Annotated in this window: 19 protein-coding genes and 2 pseudogenes; 13 read left to right on the top strand and 8 right to left on the bottom strand. The window is 66.1% G+C overall.

What is annotated here, in order from left to right; translation table 11 throughout:
• Nucleotides 1-606: 606 nt before the first annotated feature.
• Nucleotides 607-2,211: an adenylate/guanylate cyclase domain-containing protein gene (locus M5I08_RS14475; RefSeq protein WP_219068762.1), complete on the bottom strand. Its 1,605-nt coding sequence runs from the start codon at nucleotides 2,209-2,211 to the stop codon at nucleotides 607-609.
• Nucleotides 2,212-2,260: 49 nt separating this feature from the next.
• Between M5I08_RS14475 and nucS the strand changes: the two genes are divergently transcribed.
• Complete coding sequence (gene nucS, locus M5I08_RS14470; protein ID WP_219068764.1) at nucleotides 2,261-2,932, top strand: endonuclease NucS; 672 nt, start codon at nucleotides 2,261-2,263, stop codon at nucleotides 2,930-2,932.
• A 22-nt stretch (nucleotides 2,933-2,954) separates the two neighbouring features.
• Nucleotides 2,955-3,251, top strand: a complete 297-nt coding sequence (locus M5I08_RS14465; protein WP_249762793.1) for an Rv1322 family protein — start codon at nucleotides 2,955-2,957, stop codon at nucleotides 3,249-3,251.
• Nucleotides 3,252-3,255: 4 nt separating this feature from the next.
• Here M5I08_RS14465 and M5I08_RS14460 read toward each other — a convergent pair.
• A pseudogene (locus M5I08_RS14460) lies at nucleotides 3,256-3,821 on the bottom strand (VOC family protein).
• Here M5I08_RS14460 and M5I08_RS14455 point away from each other — a divergent pair.
• Both M5I08_RS14455 and M5I08_RS14450 read left to right on the top strand, forming a co-directional pair.
• Nucleotides 3,820-4,443, top strand: a pseudogene (locus M5I08_RS14455) (thiolase family protein); the annotation flags it as partial. The pseudogenes M5I08_RS14460 and M5I08_RS14455 overlap by 2 nt on opposite strands.
• A 169-nt stretch (nucleotides 4,444-4,612) precedes the next feature.
• A complete protein-coding gene (locus tag M5I08_RS14450; RefSeq protein WP_219068766.1) occupies nucleotides 4,613-5,512 on the top strand; it encodes a tetratricopeptide repeat protein in 900 nt (299 codons plus the stop codon).
• 67 nt (nucleotides 5,513-5,579) lie between these two features.
• On the opposite strand, the gene glgB is transcribed toward M5I08_RS14450, so the two are convergent.
• Both glgB and M5I08_RS14440 read right to left on the bottom strand, forming a co-directional pair.
• Nucleotides 5,580-7,775, bottom strand: coding sequence for a 1,4-alpha-glucan branching protein GlgB (gene glgB, locus M5I08_RS14445; protein ID WP_219068768.1), 2,196 nt, complete (start codon nucleotides 7,773-7,775; stop codon nucleotides 5,580-5,582).
• Between the two features lie 7 nt (nucleotides 7,776-7,782).
• Nucleotides 7,783-9,867: an alpha-1,4-glucan--maltose-1-phosphate maltosyltransferase gene (locus tag M5I08_RS14440; RefSeq protein WP_219068770.1), complete on the bottom strand. Its 2,085-nt coding sequence runs from the start codon at nucleotides 9,865-9,867 to the stop codon at nucleotides 7,783-7,785.
• 221 nt (nucleotides 9,868-10,088) lie between these two features.
• Between M5I08_RS14440 and glgP the strand changes: the two genes are divergently transcribed.
• Nucleotides 10,089-12,704, top strand: coding sequence for an alpha-glucan family phosphorylase (gene glgP, locus M5I08_RS14435; protein WP_219068772.1), 2,616 nt, complete (start codon nucleotides 10,089-10,091; stop codon nucleotides 12,702-12,704).
• On the opposite strand, the gene M5I08_RS14430 is transcribed toward glgP, so the two are convergent.
• Together M5I08_RS14430 and M5I08_RS14425 are read right to left on the bottom strand one after the other, a co-directional pair.
• Nucleotides 12,641-14,701, bottom strand: coding sequence for an ATP-dependent DNA helicase (locus tag M5I08_RS14430; protein ID WP_219068774.1), 2,061 nt, complete (start codon nucleotides 14,699-14,701; stop codon nucleotides 12,641-12,643). The two genes, glgP and M5I08_RS14430, sit on opposite strands and share 64 nt — an antisense overlap.
• 14 nt (nucleotides 14,702-14,715) lie before the next feature.
• On the bottom strand, nucleotides 14,716-16,101 hold the full coding sequence (locus tag M5I08_RS14425) for a nicotinate phosphoribosyltransferase (protein ID WP_219068776.1): 1,386 nt from the start codon (nucleotides 16,099-16,101) through the stop codon (nucleotides 14,716-14,718).
• Between M5I08_RS14425 and clpS the strand changes: the two genes are divergently transcribed.
• The 8 genes from clpS (at nucleotide 16,100) to rdgB (ending at nucleotide 21,881) form a co-directional block, all read left to right on the top strand.
• Complete coding sequence (gene clpS, locus M5I08_RS14420) at nucleotides 16,100-16,402, top strand: ATP-dependent Clp protease adapter ClpS (RefSeq protein ID WP_219068778.1); 303 nt, start codon at nucleotides 16,100-16,102, stop codon at nucleotides 16,400-16,402. The two genes, M5I08_RS14425 and clpS, sit on opposite strands and share 2 nt — an antisense overlap.
• Before the next feature lie 23 nt (nucleotides 16,403-16,425).
• Nucleotides 16,426-16,998 carry an oxidative stress transcriptional regulator AosR gene (aosR, locus tag M5I08_RS14415; RefSeq protein ID WP_219068780.1) on the top strand — a complete coding sequence of 191 codons (573 nt, stop codon included), beginning with the start codon at nucleotides 16,426-16,428 and terminating at the stop codon, nucleotides 16,996-16,998.
• Nucleotides 16,995-18,059 carry a P1 family peptidase gene (locus tag M5I08_RS14410; protein ID WP_219068782.1) on the top strand — a complete coding sequence of 355 codons (1,065 nt, stop codon included), beginning with the start codon at nucleotides 16,995-16,997 and terminating at the stop codon, nucleotides 18,057-18,059. Before aosR ends, M5I08_RS14410 begins: the two co-directional genes overlap by 4 nt.
• Before the next feature lie 92 nt (nucleotides 18,060-18,151).
• Entirely contained in the window at nucleotides 18,152-18,805 is a 654-nt protein-coding gene (locus tag M5I08_RS14405) for a rhomboid family intramembrane serine protease (protein WP_219068784.1), read from the top strand.
• Nucleotides 18,802-19,632 carry a glutamate racemase gene (murI, locus tag M5I08_RS14400; RefSeq protein WP_219068786.1) on the top strand — a complete coding sequence of 277 codons (831 nt, stop codon included), beginning with the start codon at nucleotides 18,802-18,804 and terminating at the stop codon, nucleotides 19,630-19,632. Before M5I08_RS14405 ends, murI begins: the two co-directional genes overlap by 4 nt.
• A 60-nt stretch (nucleotides 19,633-19,692) precedes the next feature.
• Nucleotides 19,693-20,475: a cyclic nucleotide-degrading phosphodiesterase gene (locus tag M5I08_RS14395; protein WP_219068788.1), complete on the top strand. Its 783-nt coding sequence runs from the start codon at nucleotides 19,693-19,695 to the stop codon at nucleotides 20,473-20,475.
• 21 nt (nucleotides 20,476-20,496) lie between these two features.
• On the top strand, nucleotides 20,497-21,276 hold the full coding sequence (rph, locus tag M5I08_RS14390) for a ribonuclease PH (protein WP_219068790.1): 780 nt from the start codon (nucleotides 20,497-20,499) through the stop codon (nucleotides 21,274-21,276).
• Complete coding sequence (gene rdgB, locus M5I08_RS14385) at nucleotides 21,273-21,881, top strand: RdgB/HAM1 family non-canonical purine NTP pyrophosphatase (RefSeq protein ID WP_219068806.1); 609 nt, start codon at nucleotides 21,273-21,275, stop codon at nucleotides 21,879-21,881. Before rph ends, rdgB begins: the two co-directional genes overlap by 4 nt.
• Before the next feature lie 11 nt (nucleotides 21,882-21,892).
• On the opposite strand, the gene M5I08_RS14380 is transcribed toward rdgB, so the two are convergent.
• The gene (locus M5I08_RS14380; protein WP_219068792.1) at nucleotides 21,893-22,246 is read right to left on the bottom strand and encodes a DUF3817 domain-containing protein; all 354 of its coding nucleotides are present in this window, start codon (nucleotides 22,244-22,246) and stop codon (nucleotides 21,893-21,895) included.
• The gene (locus M5I08_RS14375; protein WP_219068794.1) at nucleotides 22,243-22,632 is read right to left on the bottom strand and encodes a hypothetical protein; all 390 of its coding nucleotides are present in this window, start codon (nucleotides 22,630-22,632) and stop codon (nucleotides 22,243-22,245) included. The genes M5I08_RS14380 and M5I08_RS14375 overlap by 4 nt, the downstream gene beginning before the upstream one ends.

The following is a 22,632-nucleotide window of genomic DNA, read 5'->3' as shown; positions in this document are numbered from 1 at the left end:
ACCGACATCGCCGACATCGACCCGTCAAACTGACTATGCCGCTGCGGTCACACCCGGTCGAGCTTGCGTTCACCGCCGATCCTCGGCTAGCGCTGCCGCTACTGGAGCAGGCCCTGTGTGCGGTGGCGGGTCGTTCAACTTCGGGGTATCGTCCGTCGCGTTGCGGTCCGCGCACCGCCATGCCGCGCCGTTTGTGACTGTTGTGTTGAACAATCACTCTTACACGGCGTCCAAGCTGCCGGCCACCGAACTGTATCCCGACGGAATTTCGGTGCGCACCACCGACTTCCCTGAGACCCGGCTCACCGGGACACGGACTACGCCGCACCAGCCACGGCTTGCAGAGGTACCGGCCAGACTGTACACAGCCCGCACGGGATGGCCGATGCCATCCGGATGGGTGCTCACACCGACAACCGAAGGTCGCTGCGCGGTCCTGGACGTCCGCCTGCCCAGACCCTGATCCGAGGCGCGCATATCCCTGGGTGGTCTTGGGGAGAGCGCAAGCGCGGCCAGAATGGCGCCGTGTCCAATCGTCAGCCAGAGCATCCGGTCGGAACGTCGCGGCTGCGCCCGCCCGCTGTGTCATGGCGACCGCGCTTTCGGTCAAACCGGCGCAGCCAGCCGTGTCGGCTGGTCGTGGCCGCGCAGAGTGACAGTCTGACCCAAAGACCAATGGGCCCGCTCATTTTCACCCGCGGCGTTAACGGTGTCCGAGGACGCCAGTAGTCGGCCCGGTTCATCCTTAGCCAGTTCGCACAGTCGGGCGGCTTCGTTGACTGGCTCCCCGATGACCGTGTATTCGAACCGCTCTTTGGCGCCGACATTGCCGGCGACCGCTTTCCCGGCGGCGACCCCGATACCGGCTGGGCACTCGGGGACCTCGCTGTCGAGTCGACTGGCGATGGCGCGTGCTGCGGCCAGCGCTTGGTCCTCGGGACGGTCGAAACGGTTGGGTGCGCCGAAGACGGCGAGCACGGCATCGCCCTCGAATTTGTTGACCAGTCCGCAGTGCCGATCCACCTCTTCGACGACCACCGAGAAGAAGCGGTTCAGCAGCTGGACGACTTCCGCGGCGGGGCGGCCCGTCACCAATTGCGTCGAGCCGACGATATCGACGAAAACGACTGCGACATGGCGTTCTTCGCCGCCGAGTTTTGGTCGTTCTTTTTCGGCGGCGGCGGCCACTTCACGTCCGACGTGACGGCCGAAAAGGTCGCGTACTCGTTCACGCTCGCGCAAGCCGTCGACCATCGCGTTGAAGCCCCGCTGCAGCTCGCCGAGTTCTGTCCCGTCGAAGACCACCAGATCGCCCCGCAGGTCGCCCTGTTCGACCCGCCGCAACGCCGATCGCACCGCCCGCACCGGCGTCGCCGTCAGCCACGACAGCAACCACATCAGGACGAATCCGAAGATTAGCGTTGCTGTCGAAATGATCAGCACCGCGACTTCGAGCTGAGTCTCGGTAAGGTTCCGCAGCACAAGCGCAAAAAACGCTGTCAGCGCGATGCCGACGACGGGCAAACCAGAAGCCAGCAGCCACACCGCCATGGTTCGACCCATGATTCCCGGGGCGAAACCCCGCGGCGGTGGTCCTGCCTGGAGCGCTTGAGCGGCGACCGGGCGTAGGGCGAACTCGGTGAACATGTAGCAAGCGGTGGCGACCATAACGCCGCAAAAGCTCACCGAGAAAAGGGATTTGGGAATGAACATGGTGTTGACCAGCCCGTAGAGCGTCGTCAACAGCATCGCCCCGCTACCCCACAGAGTCAGCAGTACCCTCGCCACCCCCCATGGGGCACGGAAAGTGTTGCGCTCGTCGGCGGGGGCGGGTTTGCGCCCCTCGATGGCCCAGCGCAGCGCTGTGACGGTTCGCCGGGTAATCCAATAGGCACCGAGCGCCAGCGCGATCACAACATAGGCCGGTATGACGGCTAACGTGAGCCAGAGCGGCGCATCGTTAAAGAGGCTGGGTACCGGCAACGCGACCGTCAGCAACAACAGTGCGACGCCGATCCCGATCAAGTTGAAGCCCACGATGAAGACAGTCATGATGATCTGGATCCGCACCCGACGCCGGGCCGGGCTCTCGGACACCCGTCCGAGCAGCCAGGAGCCGTACGCCGGCGTCTCCGACAACCGACCGCTCTGGTGCGTCAGTCGCTCCAAAACCCGCCCCAAGCGCTGCGCCACCGTTTTCCTGGCCATCATGCTGGCGTCAGCCTAAATCGTCCTGGATGCAGCCCCTAATGTGAGTCGCGTGCGTCTCGTCATCGCCCAGTGCACGGTGGACTATCTCGGCCGACTCACCGCTCATCTGCCATCGGCCCGTCGACTATTGCTGGTCAAAGCGGACGGGTCGGTGAGCGTGCACGCCGACGACCGCGCCTACAAGCCGTTGAATTGGATGAGCCCGCCATGCTGGCTCACCGAAGAGCTCGACGGCGCACAACCGGTATGGGTGGTGCAGAACAAAGCCGGCGAGCAGTTGCGCATCGTCATCGAAAATGTCGAGCACGACTCCTGTCACGACCTGGGCGCCGATCCGGGGCTGGTCAAGGACGGCGTCGAAGCCCATCTGCAAGCGTTGCTCGCTGAGCATGTCGAACTGCTCGGCGAGGGATATACCTTGGTGCGCCGTGAGTACATGACGCCGATCGGGCCGGTCGACCTGTTGTGCCGCGACGAAGAAGGCCGCTCGGTGGCGGTGGAGATCAAGCGTCGCGGGGAGATCGACGGAGTCGAGCAGCTCACCCGCTATCTGGCGTTGCTCAACCGGGACAGCCTGCTGGCGCCGGTGAGCGGGGTGTTCGCCGCGCAGCAGATTAAGCCGCAAGCGAAGACTTTGGCGATCGATCGCGGAATCCGTTGTGTGATATTGGATTACGACAAGATGCGCGGAATGGATTCGGACGAATACCGGCTGTTCTGAGTAGTCTCACTACACTGGCGTGATGTCTCGGCGGCCCACCCCACCGCGCAAGCAGCAGCGTTTGGCGCCGCTGCCCGTGCCACACCAGGTGGAAACCGGGCCTGACGGCGCCGACTACCAAGTGCGCCCTGTCCCCGCCGCGCGGGCTCGCAAGACATATCGCTGCCCGGGTTGCGATCACGAAATCCGTTCGGGTACAGCCCATGTGGTGGTGTGGTTAGCAGACGGCGATGACATTGCCATCGACGACCGGCGGCACTGGCACACGCCGTGTTGGGCTAATCGGGCAACCCGCGCGCCCACCCGAAAGTGGTCTTAAAGAATTAGTGCGCAGGGTCTGAGTCGGTGGATGGCTCAACCAACTCGATGAGAACTCCGCCGGCGTCCTTGGGATGGATGAAGTTGATCCGGGAGTTGGCTGTGCCGCGCCGGGGCTCCTCGTAGAGCACCCGGACGCCCTGTTCGCGCAGCCGGTCGGTCAGGGTCTCGAGGTCGCTGACGCGGTAAGCCAGCTGCTGGATGCCGGGCCCGCGCTGTCGAGGAACTTCGCGATCACCGGCGACTCGTCGATCGGCGCCATTAGCTGGACCTGCGCGCTGCCGATTGCAGCGCCTCGCACCGACAACATTGCCTCGCGAATCCCCTGATCGTAGCTGACTTCCTCGTGCAAAACGATCATGCCCAGGTGGTCGTGATACCACGCGATCGCGGCGTCGAGGTCGGGAACTGCGATGCCGACATGGTCGACGGCCGTTACCAACGCGGTGGCGAGGACTCGACGGGCGTCAACTTGGGCGATTGGCATAACGTAACGGTAACCTGACGGGAAAGATTCGTCTCCCCGGTCTACTGGATCGACCGTCCGAACCCCGCCCCTGGAGGAAGCCATGACGACGGCGGTGATCGTTGCTGGAGCACGCACCCCGATCGGCAAGTTGATGGGTTCGCTGAAGGACTTCTCCGGCAGCGATCTGGGCGCCGTCGCGATCGCCGGCGCCCTGGAGAAGGCCTTCCCAAATGTCGAAGTGCCGGGGTCACTGGTCGAGTATGTGATCATGGGCCAGGTGTTGACGGCGGGTGCCGGCCAGATGCCTGCCCGGCAGGCGGCGGTCGCCGCCGGTGTTGGTTGGGGTGTGCCGGCGCTGACCATCAACAAGATGTGCCTGTCCGGGATCGACGCCATCGCACTGGCTGACCAGCTGATTCGGGCTGGCGAGTTCGACGTGGTGGTGGCCGGTGGCCAGGAGTCCATGACGAAGGCGCCGCACCTGCTGATGGACAGCCGATCTGGCTACAAGTACGGCGATGTCACGGTTCTGGACCACATGGCCTACGACGGTCTGTACGACGTGTTCACCGACCAGCCGATGGGCGCGCTCACCGAACAGCGCAACGACGTCGACAAGTTCACCCGCGTCGAACAGGACGAGTTCGCTGCGCGCTCGCACCGCAGGGCCGCCGCGGCATGGAAGGACGGCGTCTTCGCCGACGAAGTCGTGCCGGTGAACATCGCCGGCTAGTTACCGGCCAGTACGGTAAATTGGCAACCCGCCGGCGCCGCACCGGGATGTTTGCTGGAGCGACGATCGCGGCACCCCCTCGATAGCGGATGTGCCGTTGGCCATACGACCGCCCGAACCGGGTGAACGCCTTCGATCGACGCGTGCCAGACTTGATCATGTGAGCCGTCCTCGACCCCCGATCGGGCCCGCGTTGGCGGGCGCGGTCGACCTCTCCGCGCTCAAGCAAAGCGCCCCCGCCAGCGGCGATGCCGGCGGCGGGTCGGCGGGATCCACCGCCACCGACGTCAACGAAGTCAATTTCGAAGACGAGGTGCTGCTGCGGTCCAATGAGGTGCCGGTAGTGGTGCTGTTGTGGTCGCCGCGCAGCGATGTCTGCCTTCAACTGGCCGACATTCTGTCCGGCCTGGCCGCCGCCGACAACGGCAAGTGGGCGCTGGCCCGCGTCGACGTGGCCGCAGCTCCCCGGGTGGCGCAGATATTCGGCATCGAAGTGGTCCCGACCGTCGTGGCGTTGGCTGCCGGACAGCCGATTTCGAGCTTTCAGGGTATTCAGCCGCCCGAGCAGCTACGCCGCTGGGTGGATTCGCTGCTGTCGGCAACTGCGGGAAAGCTCAGCGGTGCAGCGACTTCCGAGGAGGACGAGCAAGTTGACCCGGCGCTCGCGCAGGCACGCCGGCAGCTGCAAGACGGCGACTTCGCCGCCGCCTCCGACTCGTATCAGGCGATACTGGACGACGATCCGAATAACGCCGAAGCCAAGGGCGCGATCCGCCAGATCGCCTTCTTGATGCGGGCCAGTGCCCAGCATCCCGATGCGGTGGCTGCCGCCGACGCGGCTCCCGACGACATCGATGCCGCTTTTGCCGCTGCCGACGTGCAGCTCCTCAACCAGGATGTCCAAGGCGCCTTCGGCCGGCTGGTCGCATTGGTGCGGCGGACCTCCGGTGACGAGCGAACCGCGGTGCGCACGCGCCTGATCGAATTGTTCGACCTGTTCGACCCCGCCGACCCCGACGTGATCGCCGGGCGGCGCAACCTCGCCAACGCCCTCTACTGATCGCTGCCGAGCAGACGCAGAATCGCATGATTCGGCGCTCGAACGTGCGATTCTGCGTCTGTTCGCGCTATTCGGGCTCTAGCCACAGCGCCGAGGTGGGCGGCAACACCAACACCGCGGATGCCGGGCGGCCATGCCACGGCTCGTCGGTTGCGTCGACACCGCCAAGATTGCCGACTCCGGTGCCGTTGTAGTCGGTCGCGTCGGTGTTGAGGACCTCACGCCACCGCCCGGCGGTGGGCAGGCCGAGACGGTAGCCGCTGTGCTCGGCGCCGGCGAAGTTGAACACGCAGACCATCACCGAGCCGTCGTCGCCGTACCGCAGGAAGCTCAATACGTTGTTGGCGGAGTCGTTGGCGTCGATCCATGAATAGCCCTCTGGCCTCGTGTCCTGGCTCCACAGTGCCCGGCGACCGCGGTAGATCGTGTTAATGTCGTTGACTAGGCGCGAGATCCCGGTGGAGAAACCGTTCTCGTCGAGTTGGAACCAGTCCAGGCCTCGCTCCTCCGACCATTCGGCGCGCTGCCCGAATTCCTGACCCATGAACAGCAGCTGCTTGCCCGGGTGCGCGCACTGGTACGCCAGCAGACTGCGCAAACCCGCGGCTTTGACGTGGTCGTTGCCCGGCAGCCGTGACCACAGCGTGCCCTTGCCGTGCACGACCTCGTCGTGGCTGACCGGTAGCACGAAGTTCTCGCTGAATGCGTAGAGCATCGAGAAGGTGATCTCGTGGTGGTGGTAACTACGGTGCACCGGATCGTGGCCGATGTAGCCGAGGGTGTCGTGCATCCAGCCCATGTTCCACTTCATCGAAAAACCAAGGCCGCCAACGCTAGTCGGCCGAGTCACGCCTGGCCACGAAGTCGACTCCTCGGCTACGGTGACGATTCCGGGTGCTGCCTTGTGCGCCGTGGCGTTCATCTCCTGCAGGAATTGCACCGCTTCCAGATTCTCCCGGCCGCCGTAAATGTTGGGTGTCCACCCGCCGGCAGGACGCGAATAGTCGAGGTACAGCATCGACGCGACGGCATCGACCCGCAGCCCGTCGATGTGGAATTCCTCTAGCCAGTACAGCGCATTGGCCACCAGGAAATTGCGCACTTCGGCACGTCCGAAGTCGAATATGTAAGTTCCCCAGTCGAGTTGCTCGCCGCGCCGGGGATCGGAGTGTTCGTAAAGCGGTGTGCCGTCGAAACGGCCCAGCGCCCATGCGTCCTTGGGGAAGTGGGCCGGGACCCAGTCGACGATGACGCCGATGCCGGCCTGGTGCAGCGCATCGACGAGCGCACGGAATTCGTCCGGGGTGCCGAAGCGCGACGTCGGCGCGTAGTAGGACGTGACCTGATAGCCCCAGGATCCGGCGAACGGGTGCTCGGCGACGGGCAGCATCTCGACGTGGGTAAACCCGTGCGCTACCACGTAACCCGTCAGTTCGCAGGCAAGCTCGCGATAGGAAAGGCCCGGCCGCCACGACCCCAGGTGCACTTCGTAGGTGGTCATCGGTTCGAATACTGGATTGCGCTGGGCCCGCGCCGTCATCCAGTCGTCGTCGGCCCAGCGGTAGTTGCTGATGCTCACCCGCGACGCCGTATGCGGCGGCACCTCGGCGGAGAACGCGAATGGGTCGGCTCGGTCCGTGATGGAGCCGTCGGCGCCGTGGACGCGGAACTTGTACAGGCCGTCGGGTGGGAAGCCGGGCCAGAACAACTCCCATACACCGGACGAGCCCAATACCCGCAGCGGGGCAGCGTCGCCGTTCCAGCCGTTGAATTCCCCGATCAAGCTGACGCCCTTGGCGTTGGGCGCCCACACGGCGAACGACACACCCTCGACCACACCGTCGGCGGTCGTAAACGAGCGCGGATGCGCGCCCAGTACGTCCCACAGTCGCTCATGGCGCCCCTCGCCGAACAGATGCAGGTCGATTTCACCCAACGTCGGCAGGAAGCGGTAGGCGTCGGCGACCGTGTTCGAACCGGCACTGTCGTAACTCACCTCGAGGCGATAGTCGATCAGGTCGACGAACGGCAACGCGACTGCGAACAACCCGGAGTCGATGTGCTGCAGCGGAAGCCGTTCCTGGCCGACCAGCGCGGCGACTTCAGTGGCATGCGGCCGAAATGCTCGGATGACCGTGTGGTCGCCGTATTCGTGGGCGCCCAGAATGCCGTGCGGGTTGTAGTGCTCACCGGCCACCAGGCGGGCCAAGTCGCTGGGTTCAGGCGCCAGGTGGGCCCTGGCGAGCTGGTCGGTGGACTTCATCGCGGCGTCACCTCCGGCGCAAGAGCGCCATTCTGGATTTGGACGGAATGAGCGGCATGTTGACGATGTGGGCGGGGGCGCGGCCAGGGTCGATGCGCACGTAGTTGGCCTGTCCCCATTGGTATTCCTCGTCGGTAATCTCGTCTCGGACCCAGAACCGCTCGTAGTGCTCCATACCCAATGCGGCCATGTCCAACCACAACGTCGCCTCTTCGGGCCCGAACGCGTTAAGCGTCACCACCACCAGCACGCAGTCACCGGTGACAGGGTCGAACTTGCTGTAGGCCAGCAATGCCTCGTTGTCGACGGCATGAAACGTGATAGTGCGGAGCTGCTGAAGAGCGGGATGGAGTCGACGAATCATGTTCAGCCGTGCGATAAATGGTTCCAACGATCGTCCCGCCGCCAGCGCGCCGGCGAAGTCGCGCGGTCGCAGTTCATACTTCTCGGAGTTGAGATACTCCTCACTGCCTTCCCACACGGCCTCGTGCTCGAAGAGTTCGTAGCCGGAGTACATCCCCCATGCCGGACTCATCGTTGCGGCCAGCACCGCACGTATCGCGAACATGCCCGGGCCATTGTGTTGCAGGACGGCATGCAGGATATCTGGGGTATTCACGAACAAATTGGGACGACGGAAGTCGGCCAGTGCCGGCATTTCCTCGCCGAATTGGGTGAGCTCCCACTTCGACGTGCGCCAGGTGAAGTAGGTATAGGACTGGGTGAAGCCCAGCTTGGCCAGCCCGTATTGCCGGGCCGGCGGTGTGAACGCCTCGGACAAAAACAGCACATCCGGATCGATGGCTTTCACCTGGCCGATCAGCCAGGCCCAGAAGTCGGGCGGCTTGGTGTGTGGATTATCGACCCGGAAAACCTTCACCCCGTGGTCCATCCAGTGCCGCACCACCCGCAGCACCTCGTCGTACAGTCCGGCGGGATCGTTGTCGAAGTTGATCGGGTAGATGTCCTGGTATTTCTTCGGCGGGTTTTCCGCGTAGGCGATGGTGCCGTCAGGCAATTCGGTGAACCACTGGCGGTGTTGCTTGGCCCACGGATGGTCGGGAGCGCATTGCAACGCCAGATCCAGAGCCACTTCCATGCCCAAGTCGCGCACCGCTGCGACAAAGTTGTCGAAGTCCTCGATCGTGCCCAACTGCGGATGTACCGCGTCGTGGCCGCCCTCATCACTGCCGATCGCCCACGGCGACCCGACGTCACCGGGCACCGCGGTCGCGGTGTTGTTGCGGCCCTTGCGGTGAACTTTGCCGATCGGATGGATCGGCGGCAGGTACACCACGTCGAAGCCCATCTGCGCGATTCGCGGCAACGCGCCCGTCGCGGTGACGAAGGTGCCGTGCACCGGATTCCCGTCGGCGTCCCAGCCGCCGGTCGAGCGGGGGAACGTCTCGTACCACGACCCGAAGCGGGCCAGCGGCCGATCCACCCACACCCCGTATTGCTCGCCGCGGGTGACCAGCTCACGCAATGGGTACTGCGCCAGGAGTTCGTCGACCTCGGGGCTCAGCGCCAGCGCGGCCCGGGAAACCGCGTCGCCCGGCGCTTGCAGGGCTGCGGCGGCAGCACGCAACGGTTCGCGCGAACTGCGGGGAACACCGGTCGCGGCGCGTTCGAGTAGCTGTGCTCCGATCAACAGGTCGTTGGACAGTTCGGCCTCGCCTTGGCCGGCCTCCAGCTTGGCCTCGATGGCGTGCCGCCAGGTGTGGATCGGGTCACCCCAGCCGTCCACCCGAAACGTCCACAATCCGACGCTGTCCGGGATGAACCGACCGTGGAAGACATAGGGTTCCTCGCCCATGCTCATCGGCAGCAGCAGCGGCTTGACCCGGGGTAGCGGCGCGGCGGCGGGTTCGGCTATTGTGGGCGCTTCCACCGCCTTGAGCCGCCGGGTTTCACCGACTTGCGGATAGCGCGCCCCCAGGTAACGCACCGCCAGCGTCGCTGCGACTGCGTCATGACCCTCACGCCATACCGTCGCGCGGACCGGAACTACCTCGCCGACCACAGCCTTCGCCGGATACGCGCCACACGATACGACGGGCGCGACGTCGTCGATCTCGAGCCGACCGGGCACCGTCACTCCGTTCTGTTCTCCGGCTCCTCCTCGGCCCGCTGGGCGGTCCGCATCGTCGCCGGAGGGTCTGGTTCTCGGGATGCTGCTCAAGCGCAAACTTCTTTGCGCTTGATACCCACCGTAGTGTCAGGCCACACCCGGGGGCGGGATGCGCACATTGTTCGGCAAGCGAACCCTGGTCTGTGGTCAGTAAGGTTCTGTGGTCAGTAAGGTAAGGACGCGTGAAAGCTCTCCGCCGGTTCACCGTCCGTGCCCATCTTCCGGAACGCCTGGGGGCGCTCGAACAGCTGTCGACCAACTTGCGGTGGTCCTGGGACAAGCCGACGCGGGAGCTCTTCGAGGCGATCGACTCGGCGCTGTGGGCGCAATCCGGTAAGGACCCGGTTGCGCTGCTGGGCGCGGTGAGCCCGGCTCGGCTCGACGAGCTGGCGCTCGACAGCGGTTTTCTGGACCGGCTCGATGCGCTGGCGGCCGATCTGAACGATTATCTGAGCCGCCCGCTGTGGTATCTGCAGCAGGAAAATAACGGCGCTGCGATGCCCAACGGCATCGCCTACTTCTCGATGGAGTTCGGCGTCGCTGAGGTGCTGCCGAACTACTCGGGCGGGTTGGGCATTCTGGCGGGCGATCATCTGAAGTCCGCGTCGGATCTCGGATTGCCGCTGATCGCCGCGGGCCTGTACTACCGCTCCGGTTATTTCCGGCAGTCCCTGACTGCCGACGGTTGGCAGCATGAGACCTACCCGGCGCTGGACCCGCAGGGTCTGCCGTTGCGGCTGCTGACCGACGCCAGCGGCGAGCCGGTGCTGGTGGAGCTGGCGTTGCCGGAGTCCATCCGGCTGCATGCACGGATCTGGGTGGCGCAGGTCGGTCGCGTTCCGCTGCTGCTGCTGGATTCCGACATTGGCGAGAACGAGCACCACCTGCGGGGGGTCACTGATCGCCTCTACGGCGGCGATCAAGAGCATCGCATGCAGCAGGAGATCCTGGCCGGCATCGGCGGGATACGCGCCATCCGAGCCTTCACTGCCATCGAAGGGCTGCCCGCGCCCGAGGTGTTTCACATGAACGAAGGCCACGCCGGATTCCTCGGCGCCGAGCGCATCCGGGAACTAGTCGACGCAGGGCTGGATTTCGACACCGCGTTGACAGTGGTTCGCTCCAGCACGGTTTTCACGACGCACACCCCGGTGCCCGCCGGTATCGACCGGTTTCCGATGGAGATGGTGCAGCGATACTTCGCAGATGACGCCGCGGGCGAGGTTGGCGCCGCCCTGCTGCCGGGTGTGCCGCTGGCCCGGATTCAGGCGCTGGGCGCCGAAGACGATCCGGAGAAGTTCAACATGGCCCACATGGGCCTGCGGTTGGCCCAGCGCGCCAACGGTGTCTCGCTGCTGCACGGCCGGGTGAGCCGCGCAATGTTCAACGAGATGTGGCCCGGATTCGACCGCGACGAAGTGCCGATCGGTTCGATCACCAACGGTGTGCATGCCCACACCTGGGCGGCGCCGCAATGGTTGCAGCTGGGCCGCGAGCTGGCGGGGTCGGAGTCGGCGTTCAGTGACCCCGGTGTATGGCTGCGACTAAAGGAGGTCGACGCCGGTCATCTGTGGTGGATTCGCTCGCAGCTGCGGGCGCTGCTGGTCGAAGACGTCCGGGCCCGGCTGCGTAGCTCGTGGCTGGAACGTGGTGCCTCGGACGCCGAGTTAGGTTGGATTGCAACGGCATTCGATCCAGACGTGCTGACCATCGGGTTCGCTCGACGGGTCCCTACCTACAAGCGGCTGACGCTGATGCTGCGCGATCCGGACCGGCTCGAACGGCTGCTACTCGACGAGCACCGGCCGATCCAGCTGATCGTCGCCGGCAAGTCGCACCCCGCCGACGACGGCGGCAAGGCGCTGATCCAGCAAGTGGTGCAGTTCGCCGACCGCCCCGAGGTGCGCCATCGCATCGCGTTCCTGCCCGACTACGACATGTCGATGGCGCGGCTGTTGTACTGGGGCTGCGACGTCTGGTTGAACAATCCGCTGCGCCCGCTGGAGGCGTGCGGAACGTCGGGGATGAAGAGCGCGCTCAACGGCGGGCTGAACCTGTCCGTTCGCGACGGCTGGTGGGATGAGTGGTACGACGGCGAGAACGGTTGGGCAATACCGACGGCCTCCGGGGTGCCCGACGAGGATCGCCGCGACGACCTGGAGGCGGCCGCGCTCTACGACCTGCTGGAAAAGTCGGTGGCCCCGACCTTCTACGAGCGCGACGAGCAGGCCGTACCGCGCCGGTGGATCGAAATGGTCCGCCACACCCTGCAAACGCTCGGCCCGAAAGTCCTGGCCTCCCGGATGGTTCGCGACTACACGGAGCGCTACTACGTGCCGGCGGCGGAGTCGCTGCGTAGGACTGTGATATTTGCCGGCGACGGGCAGGCGACGTTCGATCCCGCCCGCGTGCTGGCCGCTTACCGCCGGCGGGCGTACGCGGCGTGGCCGCACATCGAGGTCACCGACGTCGACAGCACGGGGTTGCCCGACACTCCCGTGCTCGGATCGAAGCTGACCCTGACCGCAACCGTGCAGTTGGCCGCGTTACGGCCCGACGAGGTAACCGTGCAGGCACTGGTCGGCAGGGTGAACACAGGCGGCGCGCTGATAGACCCGGTCGCCGTCGAGATGACACATACCGGCACCGCCGGCGGTGGCCGCGAGATCTTCGCCGCGACCACGACGCTGCCGGTCGCCGGCTCTGTCGGCTACACCGTGCGGGTGCTGCCGAATCATCCGATGCTGGCCTCTGCCGCGGAGCTCGGCCTGGTCACGCTGGCCGCTCCGGCCCTCTGACGATTTGGGCCGGACTGCTGGGCGGAACGCAGCCGCAGCAGCGCCTGGCGCACTTGGGAGCCATCAGTCGTCGCCCAGAACGGCGGCAGAGAGGCCCGCAGGTAGCCGCCGTATCGCGCGGTGGCCATCCGTGAATCGAGCACCGCGACCACGCCGCGGTCGTCGACGCCGCGCAGTAGCCGCCCGGCGCCCTGCGCCAGCAGCAACGCGGCGTGGCTGGCGGCGACGGCCATGAACCCGTTGCCGCCGCGCGCGGCGACCGCACGCTGGCGGGCAGACAGCAGTGGATCGTCGGGCCGCGGGAAAGGAATGCGGTCGATGATCACCAACGACAACGACGGACCAGGCACGTCGACGCCCTGCCACAACGACAGCGTGCCGAACAACGACGTCGCCGCGTCTGCGGCGAACTGCTCGACCAGCGCGGCGGTGCTGTCGTCGCCCTGGCACAACACCGGTGTCGAAAGCCGTGCGGCCATCGCCTCGGCGGCGGCGCGCGCCGCCCGCATCGACGAGAACAATCCGAGCGTTCGCCCGCCGGCCGCGGTGACGAGGTCGGCGATCTCGCTGAGCTGCTCGGCCGAGCCGGCGCCGTCGCGGCCCGGCGGCGGTAGGTGGGCGGCGACGTAGAGGATCCCGGCTTTGGCGTGCTCGAATGGCGATCCGACATCGATTCCGCGCCACGGCATTTCGGCGTCGTCCTGTGCGTCGGCCAGGCCCCACGCCGTCGCCATCGCGTCGAAGGAGCCGCCGACTGTCAGCGTCGCCGAGGTCAACACCGCGGTCGACCGGGTGAATAACTTGTCGCGCAGCAGTCCGGCCACCGACAGCGGCGCCACCCGCAGCACGGCACGCGTCGAACCGCGATTGTCTTCCTGCTCCAGCCACACCACGTCGGTACGGTCGGGAATTGCCGGCGCGAACGACGTCAACATCCGCGATGCGGTGTCGGCGATTTCGCTGAGGCTCGCGACGGCCTCGGCTCGCGTCGACGCGGCCTTGGCATCGGCCGGTGACATGTCAATCGCCGAACGCGCCACACCGGCCGCATCCCGCAGCGCGGTGAGGTGAGTCGCCAGCTCGTCGTCGAGGTGATCGATGCGGCCCCCGGTGGCGTTTTGGATGGCCGCGGTGAATCTGGTGGACGCCCCTTCCCAGCGCTGTATCAGTTCCGGTTCGACCAGCCTGGTGATGCGCCGCGAGGCAACCCCGAGCGCGGTTGCGGACAGCTCGCCGGTGGCTACCGCGGTGACCCGGTCCACCAGATCGTGGGCCTCGTCGACGACCAGCAGCCGGTGTTCGGGCAGCACCGCCGAGTCGGCGAGCGCGTCGATGGCCAGCAGTGCGTGGTTGGTGACGACAACATCGGCCTGGCCGGCTGTGGCGCGGGCGCGTTCGGCGAAGCATTCGGTACCGAATGGGCAGCGCGCCATGCCGAGGCATTCCCGAGAGGAGACGCTGGCCTGGGACCAGGACCGGTCGGCTACGCCTGGCCGCAGGTCGTCGCGGTCACCAGAGTCTGTCGTTGACGCCCATGCAGTGAGCCGTTGCACCTCGCGCCCCGATGCGATGGCCGGCTGCGGCTGGAAAAGCTCGTCCTGCGGTTCGTCATCAGAACTCGCCGTCGAACCGTTGTGAATCTTGTTCAAGCACAAGTAATTCTGGCGGCCCTTCAGCAACGCGAATCTCGGCGTGCGGGGCAGCGTATCGGTGAGCGCCTCGACCAGCTGGGGCAGATCGCGATTGACCAGTTGGCGCTGCAGCGCGATCGTCGCGGTGGATACTACGACCGGCGTGTCATCAGAGATCGCGCGGACGATCGCGGGAACGAGGTACGCCAACGACTTTCCGGTACCGGTGCCTGCCTGAACCGCCAGATGCTCGCCGGTTTCGAAGGCGTGGGCCACCGCGGTGGCCATCTGCACCTGCCCGGTGCGTTCGGCGCCGCCGAGCGCCGCCACCGCGGCGGCCAGCAGCTCAGGTACGGACACGGCCAAGTCGTCGGGCGTAGCTACTCCTGTGGGTCGATGGGCCGACGTCGGACCGGGATGTGCGTCGTGGGAATCGCCGGATCGCCGTGCGACAACATCAGACCCTCCCACGGCAAGCTTCGCAAGCCCGACGCCACCAAGTCGCGCGCCGTGCCCAAATCCCGGTCGATCACCGGCTGCCCATCGCGCACCAGCGGAATCGTCAACATCCGAGACGGTTCATTGGTCTGCGGCGGATGCCCCGCCGGATAGACGATCTCCTCGGTGATCGTGCCGGTCGCCCGGCATAGCCGCAGCGCCTCTTTGTGGCCGCCCTGCGATCCTTTTCGGGGGCTGCGCTTCTCGACCGGAAAGCCGTCGACTTCGACCAGCTTGTAGATCATGTTGGCCGTCGGCGCACCTGAGCCGGTAACCAGCGAGGTACCGACGCCGTAGCTGTCCACTGGTTCGGCCCGCAATCCGGCGATCGAAAACTCGTCCAGATCACCGGAGACGACGATGCGGGTCTGCGTGGCCCCTAGCCGGTCAAGCTGCTCGCGGACCTGACGAGCCAGCACACCCAGCTCCCCGGAATCGATGCGCACCGCGCCAAGCTTGCTACCGGCGGCCGCCACGGCGTTAGCCACACCGGTCGTCACGTCGTAGGTGTCGACCAGCAGCGTGGTGCCGAGACCCAGCGCGTCGACTTGTGCGGCGAATGCCGCCGGCTCGTCGGGCGCCTCGGGGCCGGTGTGCAGCAGGGTGAACGCGTGTGCGCTGGTGCCTTCGGTCGGAACGCCGTAGCGGCGGCGGGCCTCCAGGTTGGATGATGCGGCAAATCCGGCGAGGTAGGCGGCGCGGGCCGCGGCCACCGCGGCGCGCTCATGGGTGCGGCGCGAGCCCATTTCGATCAGCGGCCGCCCCTCGGCTGCGCTGACCATCCGCGCGGCGGCCGAGGCAACGGCGCTGTCATGGTTGAAGATTGACAACGCGAGCGTCTCGAGCACCACGCATTCCGCGAAGCTGCCATACACCGAAAGCACCGGCGAGCCGGGGAAATAGAGCTCACCCTCGGGATAGCCGTCGATATCGCCGCCAAAGCGAAAGTCGCGCAGGTAGGCCAACGTGTCCCCGTCGAGAAATTCCGCCAGCGATTCGCACGCAACATCGTCGAACCTGAATTCGGGCAGAGCTTCCAAAAGCCGGCCCGTCCCGGCCACCACCCCATACCGTCGGCCCGCAGGAAGCTTGCGCGCGAACAGCTCAAACGTGGTCCGGCGATCCGCGGTGCCATCGCGCAGCGCCGCTGCCAGCATGGTCAACTCGTACCTGTCGGTCAGCAGCCCGACGAAACCCGAGTCGTTCACACGGCCCACCGTATCTGGGGTATCGGGTTCATTGCCGCGGCTCGCTATCCTAGAAGTCATGGTTGCGTCAGCCCCGACAAAACCGGGGACCACCGGGCAACGGGAAGCGGCCTCGGTCGAAAGCACGGCCGCTCCCTGGGTAACCATCGTGTGGGACGACCCGGTCAACTTGATGAACTACGTGACGTATGTGTTCCAGAAGCTGTTCGGCTACAGCGAGCCGCACGCCACCAAGCTGATGCTGCAGGTCCACAACGAGGGCAAAGCCGTGGTGTCGGCGGGCAGCCGAGAATCGATGGAAACCGACGTGTCCAAGCTGCATGCGGCCGGGTTGTGGGCCACCATGCAGCAGGACCGCTGAGACCGAGGGCATCCGGTTCCCACGTGCGCAAATGGAAGCGGGTTCAGACCGCTGATGGTCCCCGTTTTCGGTCGGCTCTGGACTCGCATGAGGCGGCTTTGCTCACGAATCTGGCCGAATCGATGATCGGGCTGCTCGACGAGCGCGAATCATCTTCGCCGACAGACGAACTCGAACAAATCACCGGGATGAAGACCGGCAATTCCGAGCGGCCTGACAATGCGACGCTGTTGCGGCTGCTCCCGGACTTCTCAAAGCCGGACGACGCTGCGCCCGAGGTGACGGAAAGCCTGAACGCGGCCCTGCGCAGCCTGCACGAGCCGGAGATCATCGAAGCCAAACGCATTGCAGCCCAAAAGCTATTGGAGACGATTCCCGACGACGGCGGTCGATTCGAGCTGACCGAAGATGACGCGAACGCCTGGGTAGCAGCCGTCAACGACATCCGGCTGTCATTGGGCACCATGCTCGATATTCGCCCCAATGGCCCCGATCGTCTGCCCGACAACCATCCGTTGGCTGCGCACCTCGACGTTTATCAGTGGCTGACCTTCCTGCAGGAGTACCTGGTCCTGGCGCTGATGGAGTCGCGATGAACTCGATCACCGACGTCGGGGGAATTCTGGTCGGCCACCACCACCGGCTGGACCCCGACGCGACGATGGGTGCCGGATGGGCGCGCGGCGTCACGGTCGTCCTGCCGCCACCCGGCACGGTGGGCGCCGTCGATTGTCGTGGCGGTGCACCCGGCAGCCGAGAGACCGATCTGCTCGATCCGGTCAGCAGCGTGCGTTATGTCGACGCGGTGCTGATCGCCGGGGGCAGCGCCTACGGATTAGCGGCCGCCGACGGAATCATGACCTGGCTCGAGGAGCGCGACCGCGGCGTGACGATGGGCGGCGGGGTGGTGCCGATCGTGCCGGGCGCGGTGATCTTCGATCTGGACGTCGGCGAGTGGAGCCACCGGCCGACTGCCGAGTTTGGCTATGCCGCCTGTCGGGCGGCCAGCACCGACGTCGCGGTGGGGACGGTTGGTGTCGGGGTCGGGGCGCGTGCCGGTGTGCTGAAGGGCGGTGTGGGAACCGCGTCGACCACGCTGGCGTCGGGGGTGACGGTCGGGGCGCTGGTTGCGGTGAACTCCGCCGGCAACGTCATCGACCGGGCGACGGGCCTACCGTGGCTGAGCTACCTGGCCGATGAATTAGGTCTGACCGCACCGCCCGCTGAGCAGATCGCTGTGCTCACCGAACTCGAACCCCCGCTGAGCTCGCTAAATACCGCAGTCGCGGTGGTCGCGACCGATGCCACGCTGAGCCCGGCCGCCTGCCGACAGGTTGCCAGCACCGCCCACGACGGGCTCGCGCGCAGCATCCGACCGGCGCATACCCCGGTGGACGGCGACATGGTGTTCACCCTGGCCACCGGCGCGGTCGAGGTGGCGCCGCCGGCCGACACACCGGCCGCGTTCTCGCCGGAGACGCCGCTGGTCACCGCTGTGGGCGCCGCGGCGGCTGACTGCGTGGCCCGCGCGGTGCTGGTCGCTGTGATTGCCGCCGAATCGGTGGCCGGAATACCGACCTACCGGGACCTGCTGCCCGGAGCATTCGAGCGCGCCGACCACGATACAAAGCGCAGCGACGGGGAGGAACGGCGCTGATGACGCAAGCGAACGGGCCGTCGATGACATGCTATGGGCGTGAGCCGCGCCGATGACGATGCAGAGCGCAGCGATGCGCAGGAGTGGCGCCAATGAGCGGCGCAGTGCCGCCCAAAAAGGGCTCCGCATGGGTGGTCGGCGGAGCCACGATCATCAGTTTCGTGGCGCTGCTCTACGTCGTCGAGATGGTCGACCAGCTCGACGGCCACGAACTCGACTACAACGGGATCCGGCCGCTGCAGACCCACGGCCTGTGGGGCATCTTGTTCGCTCCGCTGCTGCACGCGAGCTGGGCGCATCTGATCGCCAACACAGGCCCCGCACTGGTGCTGGGTTTTCTGGTCACGCTGGCCGGGCTGTCCCGGTTCTTGTGGGCGACCGCGATCGTGTGGATCGTCGGCGGCTTAGGCACCTGGCTGATCGGCAACATGGGATCGCCCTGCGGCCCGACCGATCACATCGGCGCCTCGGGGCTGATCTTCGGCTGGCTGACCTTCCTGCTGGTGTTCGGGTTCTTCACCCGCTCGGGCTGGCAGATTGTCATCGGCGTCGTGGTACTGCTCGCTTACGGCGGAATCTTGTGGGGAGCGGTTCCAGTGCTCAACGTGTGCGGAGGTGTGTCGTGGCAGGGACATCTCTGCGGGGGCATTGCCGGCGTGCTGGCCGCCTACCTGTTGTCCAGCCCGGAACGCAAGGACCGGCAACGCCGCCGCGCGCCCGGCGGTCAGCGACGTGAGCCAGCATGAGTGATGCCCTAGCACCCATCGGGGTGTTCGACTCCGGCGTCGGAGGGCTGACGGTGGCGCGCGCCATCATCGATCAGCTACTTGACGAGGACATCATTTATGTCGGCGACACCGGCAACGGTCCGTACGGGCCGCTGACCGTTCCCGAGATTCGCGGGCATGCGCTGGCCATCGGTGACGACCTCGTCGAGCGCGGAGTCAAGGCGCTGGTGATCGCTTGCAACACGGCATCCGCGGCGTGTCTGCGCGACGCGCGGGAACGCTACAACGTGCCCGTCGTCGAAGTGATCCTGCCTGCCGTGCGTCGCGCCGTCGCGGCAACCCGCAGTGGCCACATCGGCGTGATCGGCACTCGGGCGACGATCGCGTCGCGCTCTTACCAGGACGCGTTCGCCGCCGCACGCGACACCGAGATCACCGCGGTGGCCTGTCCGCGGTTCGTCGATTTTGTCGAGCGCGGCATCACCAGTGGTCGCCAAGTCCTGGGTTTGGCCGAGGGTTATCTCGAGCCGCTGCAGCGCGCCGGTGTCGACACATTAGTGCTGGGCTGCACGCACTATCCGCTGCTGTCCGGGATCATCCAGTTGGTCATGGGCGAGTCGGTGACGCTCGTCTCCAGCGCGGAGGAGACGGCAAAAGAGCTGGTCCGAATGCTCACCCAGCTTGATTTGCTGCATCCGCATCCCGATCGCCCCGGCACGCCCGCGCGTCGTGTGTTCGAGGCCACCGGCGACCCCGAGGCGTTCCTCAACCTTGCGGCGCGGTTTTTGGGACCGGCGATCACCGGCGTCCATCCCGTCCATCGTCATGTCGCTGCGCCGAGCTGAGTTCCTCCCTGGGAAAGCTCGGGATGTTTTCGCCAACTTGGTGCTGGGCATGGCACAGTAGTGACCGTGCGAATCACCGTGCTGGGCTGCTCCGGGAGCGTCGTCGGCCCGGACTCGCCGGCATCGGGATACCTGTTGAGGGCGCCGGATACCCCACCGTTGGTCATCGACTTCGGCGGGGGGGTGCTCGGAGCGCTGCAGCGGCACGCCGATCCGGGCTCGGTGCATGTGTTGTTGTCGCATCTGCACGCCGATCACTGCCTGGACCTACCGGGATTATTTGTCTGGCGCCGCTATCACCCGTCGCCCCCGACTGGGAAGGCGTTGATGTACGGCCCGAGCGATACCTGGTCGCGGCTCGGCGCGGCGTCATCGCCCTACAGCGGCGAAATCGACGATTTCTCAGACGTTTTCGACGTCCGGCATTGGGTCGACAGCGAACCCGTGCAAGTGGGCGCGCTGACGGTCGTGCCGCGGGTGGTGTGTCACCCGACCGAGTCGTTCGGCCTGCGCATCACCAATGGCGACGGAGCGTCGTTCGTGTACAGCGGGGACACCGGCTACTGCGACAACGTCATCGAGTTGGCCCGCGGCGCCGACGTGTTTTTGTGTGAGGCGTCCTGGACGCATTCGCCGGACCGTCCACCCAACCTGCACCTGTCGGGCACCGAGGCCGGGCGGATCGCGACCGCGGCCGGGGTGGGGGAGCTGTTCCTGACCCACATACCGCCGTGGACCTCCCGTGAGGACATGATCAGCGAGGCGAAGGCCGAATTCGGCGGCCCGGTGCACGCAGTGGTCTGTGGCGAGACGTTCGACGTCGGGCGCTCCTCTACCGGGTAGCTGCACGCTATGGTTGGCGGCGTGTCCAAACGAGAAGACGGCCGCCTCGACCACGAGCTTCGGCCCGTTGTCATCACCCGCGGGTTCACCTCGCACCCGGCGGGGTCGGTGATGATCGAGTTCGGCCAGACCAAAGTCATGTGCACGGCAAGCGTCACCGAGGGCGTGCCCCGCTGGCGCAAAGGGTCGGGCCTAGGCTGGCTGACCGCTGAATACGCCATGCTGCCGTCGGCCACCCACACTCGCGGAGACCGCGAATCGGTGAAGGGCCGCCTGTCTGGCCGCACCCAAGAGATCAGCCGGCTGATCGGCAGGTCGTTGCGGGCCTGCATCGACCTTGCCGCGTTGGGGGAGAACACCATTGCGATCGACTGCGATGTGCTGCAGGCCGATGGCGGTACTCGCACCGCGGCCGTCACGGGTGCGTACGTCGCGCTGGCCGATGCGGTCACATACCTGTCCGCCGGTGGCAAGCTGTCCGATTCCCGGCCGCTGTCATGTGCGATCGCGGCGGTCAGCGTCGGAGTGGTCGACGGCCGGGTGCGAGTTGACCTGCCCTACGAGGAAGACGCGCGCGCGGAGGTTGACATGAACGTCGTCGCCACGGACACCGGAACGCTGGTCGAAGTTCAGGGGACGGCCGAAGGCGCGACCTTCCCCCGGTCGACGCTCGATAAGATGCTCGACGCCGCGCAGGGGGCCTGCGAGAAGCTCTTTGCGGCGCAACGTGAGGCGTTAGCTTTGCCGTATCCGGGCGTGTTGCCCGAAGAGCGCGCGCGTGAGAAGGCGTTCGGAAGCTGACCCGCCTTTTGGTCGCTAGCCGCAACCGCAAGAAGCTGGCTGAGCTGCGCCGCGTGCTGGATGCGGCCGCGCTGACGGGGTTGACGCTGCTATCACTCGACGATGTGCCACTGTTCGATGAAGCGCCGGAAACCGGTGCGACCTTTGAGGACAACGCGTTGGCCAAGGCGCGCGACGGATTCGCAGCGACGGGGTTGCCTACCGTCGCTGACGACTCCGGCTTGGAGGTGGCCGCGCTCAACGGCATGCCCGGTGTGTTCTCGGCGCGGTGGTCGGGCGCGCACGGCGACGACGCCGGCAATACCGCGTTGTTGTTGGCGCAACTGCGGGATGTGCCCGATGAGCGACGTGGCGCGGCGTTCGTGTCGGCGTGCGCGCTGGTGTCGGAGTCAGGTGAAGTCGTGGTCCGCGGCGAGTGGCCCGGCGCAATCGCGCGAGAACCGGGCGGCGACGCGGGCTTCGGCTATGACCCGGTGTTCATTCCGGACGGGCAGCACCGTACTGCCGCGCAGCTGACGTCGGTAGAAAAGGGCGCGATATCGCATCGCGGTCGCGCCCTTGCGTTATTGCTGCCGGCGCTGCGTGCGCTGGCTGGTGAAGCGTGAATTACGTTGGACTACATGGCGAAACGCGCTTTGATGTCCCTGGTCTGGAAGTGCTCGACGATGATCCCAACCAGGGGAATGGTTCCGGCTAACAGCACGCCGATTGTCTTGGGGATCGGCCACCGAACTTTGACGGCAAGGTTGAAAGCCGCCAGCACATAGGTGAAATAAACCCAGCCGTGTACCACGCCGATCCAGGTCGGTGGATTCGCCACTTTGACCACGTAGTGGACCACGAGCTCGTAGCACAGCGCGATCAGCCAGATACCCGTCGTCCACGCCATCACGCGGTAACCCAGCAGTGCGGTGCGGATCTTTTCGACCGGTGTCACCGGCCGCGCTTCGGGCATTTCGGGTGTGGTCATGCGGGGGTCCTGTTCTGCTTCTGATGTATCTCGTTGTCTGCCTTGGCCAGTTCGGCCAGGTAAGCGTTGTACTCCCGTAGCGCGGGATCGTCGGCGTTGTGCAGTGCTGGCTTGGGCCGCTCAGGCAGCAGTCCGTCTGGTAGTTCGGTCATCGCACGATCCGTCCGGGGTTCCGGCGGTGCCTCCTCGTAGCGGACGAACTTGCGGTAGGCATAGATACAGAATCCGGCGAACAGCGGCCACTGCATCGCATAGCCGAGGTTTTGAAAGGTGCCCGACGTCGACTGGAACCTCGTCCACTGCCACCAGCCCAAGGCCAGGCAACCGCAGGCCGCAAGGACCACCAGCGCAATCAGCGCGGGTCTCCGACGACGTGTAGTGGACAC

Source organism: Candidatus Mycobacterium methanotrophicum, assembly GCF_023515995.1.
Taxonomy (GTDB): domain Bacteria; phylum Actinomycetota; class Actinomycetes; order Mycobacteriales; family Mycobacteriaceae; genus Mycobacterium; species Mycobacterium methanotrophicum.
The sequence above is the reverse complement of the archived record's forward strand: the minus strand, read 5'-3'. Positions and strand labels throughout refer to the sequence as shown.